At 72.5% G+C, this 7,903-nt stretch carries 8 protein-coding genes; 1 reads left to right on the top strand and 7 read right to left on the bottom strand.

What is annotated here, in order from left to right; translation table 11 throughout:
* Positions 1-62 precede the first annotated feature (62 nt).
* Genes ACFWEP_RS27925 through ACFWEP_RS27905 form a run of 5 tightly spaced genes read right to left on the bottom strand, consistent with a single transcriptional unit; the run spans position 63 to position 4,950 of the window.
* Positions 63-1,313, bottom strand: a complete 1,251-nt coding sequence (locus ACFWEP_RS27925; RefSeq protein ID WP_387374019.1) for an ABC transporter substrate-binding protein — start codon at positions 1,311-1,313, stop codon at positions 63-65.
* Positions 1,310-2,461 carry a branched-chain amino acid ABC transporter permease gene (locus ACFWEP_RS27920; RefSeq protein ID WP_387374017.1) on the bottom strand — a complete coding sequence of 384 codons (1,152 nt, stop codon included), beginning with the start codon at positions 2,459-2,461 and terminating at the stop codon, positions 1,310-1,312. Before ACFWEP_RS27920 ends, ACFWEP_RS27925 begins: the two co-directional genes overlap by 4 nt.
* The gene (locus ACFWEP_RS27915; RefSeq protein ID WP_387374015.1) at positions 2,454-3,344 is read right to left on the bottom strand and encodes a branched-chain amino acid ABC transporter permease; all 891 of its coding nucleotides are present in this window, start codon (positions 3,342-3,344) and stop codon (positions 2,454-2,456) included. The genes ACFWEP_RS27920 and ACFWEP_RS27915 overlap by 8 nt, the downstream gene beginning before the upstream one ends.
* Positions 3,341-4,165 (bottom strand): ABC transporter ATP-binding protein, encoded by an 825-nt coding sequence (locus ACFWEP_RS27910; protein ID WP_387374013.1) that lies wholly within the window; start codon positions 4,163-4,165, stop codon positions 3,341-3,343. The genes ACFWEP_RS27915 and ACFWEP_RS27910 overlap by 4 nt, the downstream gene beginning before the upstream one ends.
* Positions 4,153-4,950: an ABC transporter ATP-binding protein gene (locus ACFWEP_RS27905; protein WP_328718391.1), complete on the bottom strand. Its 798-nt coding sequence runs from the start codon at positions 4,948-4,950 to the stop codon at positions 4,153-4,155. Before ACFWEP_RS27905 ends, ACFWEP_RS27910 begins: the two co-directional genes overlap by 13 nt.
* Positions 4,951-5,325: 375 nt before the next feature.
* Between ACFWEP_RS27905 and ACFWEP_RS27900 the strand changes: the two genes are divergently transcribed.
* On the top strand, positions 5,326-6,036 hold the full coding sequence (locus ACFWEP_RS27900; RefSeq protein WP_387374011.1) for a helix-turn-helix domain-containing protein: 711 nt from the start codon (positions 5,326-5,328) through the stop codon (positions 6,034-6,036).
* Between the two features lie 39 nt (positions 6,037-6,075).
* Here the strand turns inward: ACFWEP_RS27900 and ACFWEP_RS27895 are convergent, their stop codons facing one another.
* On the bottom strand, positions 6,076-7,191 hold the full coding sequence (locus tag ACFWEP_RS27895; RefSeq protein ID WP_387374021.1) for a glycerate kinase: 1,116 nt from the start codon (positions 7,189-7,191) through the stop codon (positions 6,076-6,078).
* 189 nt (positions 7,192-7,380) lie between these two features.
* A partial coding sequence (locus tag ACFWEP_RS27890) for a class F sortase (RefSeq protein ID WP_387374009.1) occupies positions 7,381-7,903 on the bottom strand: 523 nt, incomplete at its 5' end.

The raw sequence follows: 7,903 nt of genomic DNA, 5'->3' as shown, positions 1-7,903 counted from the left end.
CCCGCACACGGCCCTGTGCCGTGCGCCGGGCCGGGGGCCGCGGACTTCGTCGTGCGGGTGGGTTACTTCAGGGTGTACGACTCCGCCGCCGGCGATACCGCAGCCGGGCGGATCACCTTCAGGCCGCCCGGGGCCTTCGTGTCGGGCTTCATGATGACGCTCTGCCGGGTGGAGGGCGCCTTCGGGTCGCTGAAGTCGTGGGACATACCGAAGTCGGCGCCGTACCCCTTGATGGTGAGCAGTGCCTCGTCGACGCCCTCGCGGGTGAGGTTTTTGGCCTCGCAGGCCTTCTTCAGCGCCTCGCCGTAGACGGAGGCGGCGGTCCACCCGGCGACGACGCCGTTGTCGAGGCCGTCCTTCGGGTACTCGGCGGCGTACTCCTTCGCCAGTTTCGACGGTCCCGCACCCGGATCGCCGATGGGAAGGGTGGAGGCGGCGACGTAGTAGTCGCCCAGCAGCGCGGGGCCGGCGGGGGTCGCGAGCAGCTGCGGTGCGAAGGCGGAGTTGTTGCCGACGACGGGGACCTTGAAGCCGGTCGCGGCGGCGACTCCGACGAGCGAGGCGGCCTGGCGGGGGCCCGCGCTGACGATGATCGCCTTGACGCCGGCCTGCTTGAGCGCGGAGACCTGCGCCGTCATGTCGTTGTCGGTGGGCTTGATCTTCTGCTCGACGACGGTGAGGCCGGACTGTTCGGCCGCGTACTTCGCACCGGCGAGCGCGTTCTCGCCGTAGTCGCCCTCGAAGTACACCTGGCCGATCTTGTCGCCCTTGGCGATGCGCTTCTCGGTGAGCAGGTAGTCGATCAGGTTGATCGTCTCGACGTCGTACGTGGCGCCGATGACGCGGACGTACGGGGAGCCGAGCAGGTTGGCCGACCATGCCTGCGGCAGCACCAGCCCGTGGTCCTGGCCGTCGACGCGCTGCTCGACGGCGGCGACGAACGGGGAGCCGATGAACTGGGTGAAGCCCAGGACCTCGGGTTCGAGCTCGGTGTACGCCGCGATCGCCTTCTGCGGGTCGTAGCCGTGGTCGCGCACGGTCAGCTCGATCTTGCGGTCGCAGATGCCGCCGGCGGCGTTGGTCTGCTTCACCCAGAGCTGCTGGGCCTGGGTGACGCTCTTGCCGAGCGAGGCGTACACCCCGGTCATGTCGGTCAGCGAGCCGAGGGTGATGGCCGAGTCGGTGACGCCCTGGCCGGTTTTGATGCCGCCCTTGTCCGCCTCGGTGTCCTTCCCCTCGGTGGTTTTTCCGCTGCACCCCACGAGGGTGAGGGCGAGAGCCGCGACGACGGCTCCGAGAACACGCTTTCTCATTTCTTCTCCCCTGATTTCTTCGGACGCGTAAGGCCACCGGGCATGAACAGGACCACCGCGACGACCGCGGCGCCGTAGAGATAGCGGGACGCCTCGCCGGGTGCGATTCCGCCCGTACCGGGGGCGGAGACCAGCGGGAGGGACTCGCTGTAGTGGGTGAGCACCTGCGGGAGCAGGGAGACGAAGGCGGCGCCGACCACCGCGCCGGCGACCGTGCCGAGACCGCCGATGACGATCATGGCGAGGTACTCGAGCGAGAGGACCATGCCGAAGTACTCGGGGACGGTCCGCTGGAAGACCAGGGCGAGCAGAACCCCCGCGAGGCCCGCGTACATCGACGAGAGGACGAAGACCCCGGCGCGGTACCGGGCCACCGGGACACCCATCACCCCTGCGGCGATCCGGTGGTCCCGGATGGCGTTGAGCGCACGGCCCGGCCTGCCGCGCAGCACACCGCGGGCGAACAGGCCGCTGAACAGGAGGGCGGCGAGGGCCAGGTACCAGAGTTTCTCGGAGGACTCGAACGGCACGGCGGCGACGACGAGTTCGGAGTCGTCGAAGGTGAACCCGAACACCGACAGCGGGGGCACGGCACGGCCGTTGAAACCGCCGGTCAGCGAGCCCGCGTTGAACAGCACGTGCTGGCCGATGAAGATGAGGGCCAGGGTGGCGATGCCGAGGTAGGCGCCGCGCAGCCGGCCCGCGATCGGGCTGAAGATCCCGCCCGCCAGCCCGGCCAGGGCCACGGCCAGGATCGCCGCGAGCCAGGTCGGCAGGCCGAGTCCGGTCAGGCTGTGGCCGTTCTCGTCGCTCGGCTCCCCCGCCAGGACGGAGTATCCGTACGCGCCGACGGCGAGGAAGAAGGCGTGCCCCATGGAGAGTTGGCCGGTCGACCCGGTCAGGAGGTTGATCCCGATCGCCCCGATCGCGGCGGCCATGGCGAACAGTCCGGCCTGGAGCCAGAAGCGGTCCAGGTAGAAGGGGAACGCCAGGAGCAGCAGCGATCCGGCCAGCCAGAGGTACGGGCGCGGGCCGCGGAGGCCTTCGAGGCGGGCGCCGGCCGGAGGGGTCTTCGCGCCCGGCGCGGCGGGTGGGGCGAGCGGGACGGGTGCTTGGTCGCGCGCGGCGTCCGGCGTGGTCTCAGACACGGGCCAGCTCCTTCGTGCCGAAGAGTCCGGCGGGCCTGATCAGCAGGACGATCAGCATCACCAGGTAGGGCGCGAGATCGCCGATTCCCCTTCCGAGGAAGGAGAGATCGCTCTGGTAGCCCGTGGCGAAGGACTCGGTGACGCCGACGAGGAGTCCGCCGGCGAGGGCTCCGGTGGTCGAGTCGAGGCCGCCGAGGATCGCCGCGGGGAACGCCTTGAGAGCGGCGAGCGAGGTGGCCCGTTCGAGTCCGGGGGTGGGGAACACGGTGAGGAAGAGGGCGGCGACGGCGGCGAGCGCCCCGGCCACCGCCCAGGCGGAGAGCGAGACCCTGCCGAGCCTGATGCCCATGAGGGCGGCGGTCTGCGGGTTCTCCGCTGCTGCTCGCATCGAGACGCCCCAGGAGGTGAAGCGGAACGCGAGCAGGAACACGGTGATGAGCAGCGCGGCGGCGACGAAGGCGGCGATCCGGGTCTGCGCGAGGGTGACCCCGCCGACGGTGACGACTCCGCTCCCCCAGGGGTCGCCGAGCGGCAGTACGTCCGTGCCCATGCGCCGGGTGAGTTCGGTGGTGAGGAGGATGTCCACGCCGATGGTGACGATGGCCAGCACGCTGTGGTCACTGCCCCGGTAGCGGCGCATGACGAGGAACTCGACGGCGGCTCCGACGACGGCCGCGCCCGCGATGCCCGCGGCGAGCGCGGGCCAGAAGCCGATGTCGTCGTGGAGTACCGCCGTCACGTATCCGCCGGCGAGCAGCAGGGAGGCGTGGGCGAAGTTGACGACCTCGGTGGCCTTGAAGATGACGACGAATCCGAGGGCGATGAGGGCGTAGACCGATCCGATGGAGAGGCCGCCCAGGAGGAGTTCGATGAAGGTGGTCATTCCTGTTCTTCTCCCAGGTAGGCACGGACGACGGCCGGGTCGTTCTGGACCTCGGCGGGGGTGCCGTCGGCGATCCTGCGTCCGAAGTCGAGTACGGTCACCGCGTCCGCGAGCCGCATCACCACGCCCATGTCGTGTTCGACGAGCACGATGGAGATGCCCAGGCTGTCGCGGACTCCGGCCACCACGGCGGCCGTTCGTCGGCGTTCGTCGGCGGTCATACCCGCGACGGGTTCGTCCAGGAGCAGCACTTCGGGCTCCATGCAGAGCGCCCGGCCGAGTTCGACCAGCTTCTGCGCTCCGTACGGCAGATCGCCCGCCGGTCGGTCCAACTCAGCTTCGATACCGATGAATTCGGCGATCTCTCGGACCCGGTCGAGGTGGCGGCGCTCCTCCCGGGCGGCGGACGGCAGCCGGAGTCCGGCCGCGAGGAATCCGGAGCGCATCAGCCGGTGCCGCCCCAGCAGCAGGCTCTCGGCGACGGTGGCGTGCGGGGGGAGAGCGAGGTTCTGGAAGGTGCGTGCGACGCCGAGGGCGGCGATCCGGTGCGCGGGGAGGCCGGTGAGTTCGGTGGTGCCGAGGTGCACGGTGCCGGAGGTGGCCCGGTAGACGCCGGAGAGGACGTTGAACGTCGTTGACTTCCCTGCCCCGTTGGGGCCGATGACTGCGTGCACGCTGCCGGGTTCGACGGTGAAGGAGACCGCGTCGAGGGCGGTCAGCCCGGCGAACCTGACCGTCACGTCACGGACGGTGAGCGGGGCGGGCGAGGTGGTACCCGGTGGAGTGACGGCGGGGAGGGGTGTGGTGGTCACGCCGACCACCTGCGCAAGGTGCGGGAGGCGGTGGCCGCCGCACCGGCGTCCTCGGCCGCCGTCTCGTCCACGACGCCGAGGTAGCGACGGCGCACCTCGTCGGAGGCGGCGAGTTCACCGGCCGGTCCGCCGAGGGCGACCTCGCCGACGTCGAGGACGTACGCGGTGGAGGCGAGGCGCAGAGCGATGGCCGCGTTCTGCTCGACCAGCATGACGGAGGTGCCGCCCGCGTTGATCTCCTGGACGGTCTCGGCGATCTTCGCCGCCATCAGCGGGGCGAGGCCGAGGGAGGGCTCGTCCAGCAGCAGCAGGCGCGGGCCGGCCATCAGGGCCCGCCCCATCGCCAGCATCTGCTGTTCGCCGCCCGAGAGCAGTCCGGCCCGCTGGTGGGCGCGCTGGGCGAGCACCGGGAACAGCTCGTGGACGCGGGCCAGTGCCGCTGCCACCTCCTTGCGTCCGCCGCGGGCTCCGAGAGCTCCGGCCCGCAGATTGTCGGCCACCGTCATCCGGGCGAACACCTGTCGCCCTTCGGGTACTTGGACCACCCCCGCGGCGACCACCTGTGCGGGGCGCAGCCCGTCCAGGGGGCGACCGTCGAAGTGGATCGTGCCGGTGCCGCTTCCGCGGTGGAAGCCGAGGGTCCGCGAGACGGCCCGCAGCAGCGTGGTCTTGCCCGCGCCGTTGCCGCCGAGCACGGCGGTGATGGTGCCGGCCGGCACGTCGACCGAGACGTCCCGCAGGGCCCGTACCGGGCCGTAGCCGACGGACAGCGAGCGGATCTCCAGTGTTGCCATGCGTCCTCCTCCTTCCGCCTGTTCGTCGTGGTGACCCCGGGCCGCCGTACGGCCCGGCCGATGCCGTGTCCGGCCGGATCCGTCGCGATCGGGGCGTGCCGCCTTGCCGGCCGGCCGGCCCGTACGGGGCCGGCGCCGAGGCGCCCCGGCCGGGTGGCCGCGGTGCGGCGCACCCCGTTCCCCGGGGTCCACAGATCAGCACCGGTGCCCGCCGCGCGTCCACGGCGTGCGGCGGACTCGATGCGGACGACCAGTGAGGAAGGCGCCGCGTTGTGCGCGTGCACAGAGGCGGGGCTCTCCGGCCCGGGAGGGGCGGGGCCGGTGTCATCCTCGCCACGGCGCGCGGCCTGCCGGCTCGCGGGGAAGGGGGAGCCGATGCAGAGGTGCGGGGACGAGGGGGCCCGGGCGTTGCTCGGCGCCCTGCTGGCAGGGCCCGTGACGCAGGAGCTGGCCGGGCGGGCGGCTGCCGTCCTGGACCTGCCGGAGGAGGGGCGGTACGCCGTCGTGGCGTTGCCGGCCGGAGCCGGCGGCGACTGGGGTACGGGCCCGGACCGCCTCCTTTGGCACCCCGGGCCCGAGCGCGACTTCGCCGTCGCGGCCCTGGGAGACGGCGAACCCGCGGGCTTGGCGCGGAGGTTGAACGACATGCGCGTCGGGCGGGGCGGCGTCGGCCCCGCCGTCGGGAGCCTGGCCGAACTGCCCACGGGCCGACGGCTGGCCGAGGTGGCGCTGCTGACCTGTCCGGCGGACGGGGACACGGTCGTGGCACTGGAGCAGTGCCTGCCCGCAGCACTGGTCGTGAGTCAGCCGGAGCTGGCGGACCGCCTGGTCATGAGCGTACTGGGTCCGCTGCTGGCCCTCCCCGAGGCCGAACGCGACCTACTGGTAGGAACGTTGGACGCCTGGCTGGAGTGCGGAGGGTCCGCCGGGCGGGCGGCGGTCCGGCTGTACTGCCACCGCAACACGGTGCTCAACCGGCTGCGCCGGCTGGAACGGCTGACCGCGCGGTCGCTGTCCTGGCCGCGCGAACTGGTCGAACTCACCCTGGCGTTGGACGCGCTCCGGCTGGCGCCCCCGCGGCGGTGAACGGGTCGGTGGGCGCCAGACCGTGAGGTGCGGCGCCGGTCAGCCGAGCCAGTCGCGGGCGATGGCCTCCGCCGCCCGTTCGAGCAGGGGCCCGGCCTGGGCCATGGAGACGGCGGGGTCGGGTTCCAGCTCCGCGAGGGCATAGGCGCGCGCGATGCCCGCCTTCTCCAACTCCTCGGGTCCGAGGGCAAGTCGGCCGCACACCGCGACGACCTGGATACCGGCCGCACGGGCCGCGGCCGCGACACCGGCCGGGGCCTTTCCGTGCAGGGTCTGCTCGTCCAGCGATCCCTCGCCGGTGATGACCAGGGTGGCACGGGCGAGCGCGGGGGCGAACCCCAGTACGTCCAGCATCACCTCGATCCCCGGACGGAACCTGGCTCCCAGCCCCACCAGCGCGCCGTAGCCGATGCCGCCCGCCGCCCCGGCGCCGGGCAGCGCCGCCCGCTCCGGGCCGAGTACGGCCGCGTAGCGGGAGAGCGCGGCGTCCAGGACCGCGATGTCCTCGTCGGTGGCCCCCTTCTGACGTCCGTACACCGCGGGCGCGCCCTTCGGGCCGGTCAGCGGGTTGTCGACGTCGCTGGCGAGGACGAGGTCCACGGAGGCGAGGCGCGGATCGAGTCCGGAGAGGTCCGCCCCGGCGATGCGGGCGAGTCCGCCGCCGCCGGGGCCGACCGGTCGACCGTCCTCGTCCAGGAACCGGGCCCCCAGCGCGGTGAGCATGCCCGCGCCGCCGTCCGTGGTCGCACTGCCGCCCACACCGAAGACGATGGTCCGGGCGCCGTCGTCGAGTGCGGCCCGCAGCAGCTCGCCGGAGCCGTACGTGGTCGCGGTGAGGGGGGCGAAGACGCCCCGCGGCAGGTGCTGGAGCCCGGAGGCTTCCGCCATCTCCACCACGGCCGTGGTGGCGCGCAGCGCGTACGCGGCGTCCACAGGCTCGCCGAGCGGTCCCGTCACCCGGGCTTCCCTGCGCTCGAATCCGGCGGCGAGGGCGGCGGCGACCGTGCCGTCACCGCCGTCCGCCACGGGCAGCGTCTCCACACGCAGTCCGGGGACGACGCGTCGCAGTCCGGTGGTCACCCGTTCCGCGACCTGCGCCGCGGTGAGGGACCCCTTGAACTTGTCCGCCGCGACAAGGACCCGCGCGGTCGCCATCTCTGCTGCTGCCCCGTCCGTCACCCTGCATCCTTCACTGTCGAACAAGCACTCGTGCCGCTCGACCCTATCCGCACCCACCCGGTCTGCCCATCGCCCGGGTCCTGCAGCCCTCCTGGCTCCGCCCGGAACGCGCCCGACGGGCCGCGCGCGAGGCGTGCGGCCCGTCGTGGGAACCCGTGGATCTCTTCAGGCGGTCTTCGTGAGCGAGGTGAGGTGGGCGAAGACGACGACGTTGGCGGAGTAGCCGGTCTTCTTGTCGAAACGTCCGCCGCAGGTCAGCAGCCGCAGTTCCGGCCGGTTGGTCGTTCCGTACACCTTTTCATCGGGAAACTCGCTTTTGCGGTAGGTCTTGACCGTGTCGACGGTGAAGACGGCGGTCCGCCGGTCCGCCCGCACGACCCTGACGGCATCACCTCTGCGCAGCGCGTTCAGGTTCAGGAAGATGGCCGGGCCCGTCTCGGTGTCACGGTGGCCGACGATCAGCGCCGTGCCGGCCTCTCCCGGGGACGGCCCGTCCTGGTACCAGCCCGCCACCTTGGGCCGGTTGACCGGCGGGGCACCGAGCCGGCCCTTGGCGTCGAGGCGCAGGCCGACGAGCGGGGCCTCGATGTAGATGGCGGGGATCGCCACCTTCACCGCCCGGGAGGGGCTCAGGGGCGGGTGGGATTCCGGGATGTTCTCCGGCATCCGGTGCGGAGCCCTCCGGAAC

Origin of the sequence: Streptomyces sp. NPDC060198 (assembly GCF_042728415.1) — a bacterium.
Lineage (GTDB): Bacteria > Actinomycetota > Actinomycetes > Streptomycetales > Streptomycetaceae > Streptomyces.
Note: the sequence above shows the minus strand (reverse complement) of the source record. Positions and strands in the feature narration are given on the sequence as shown.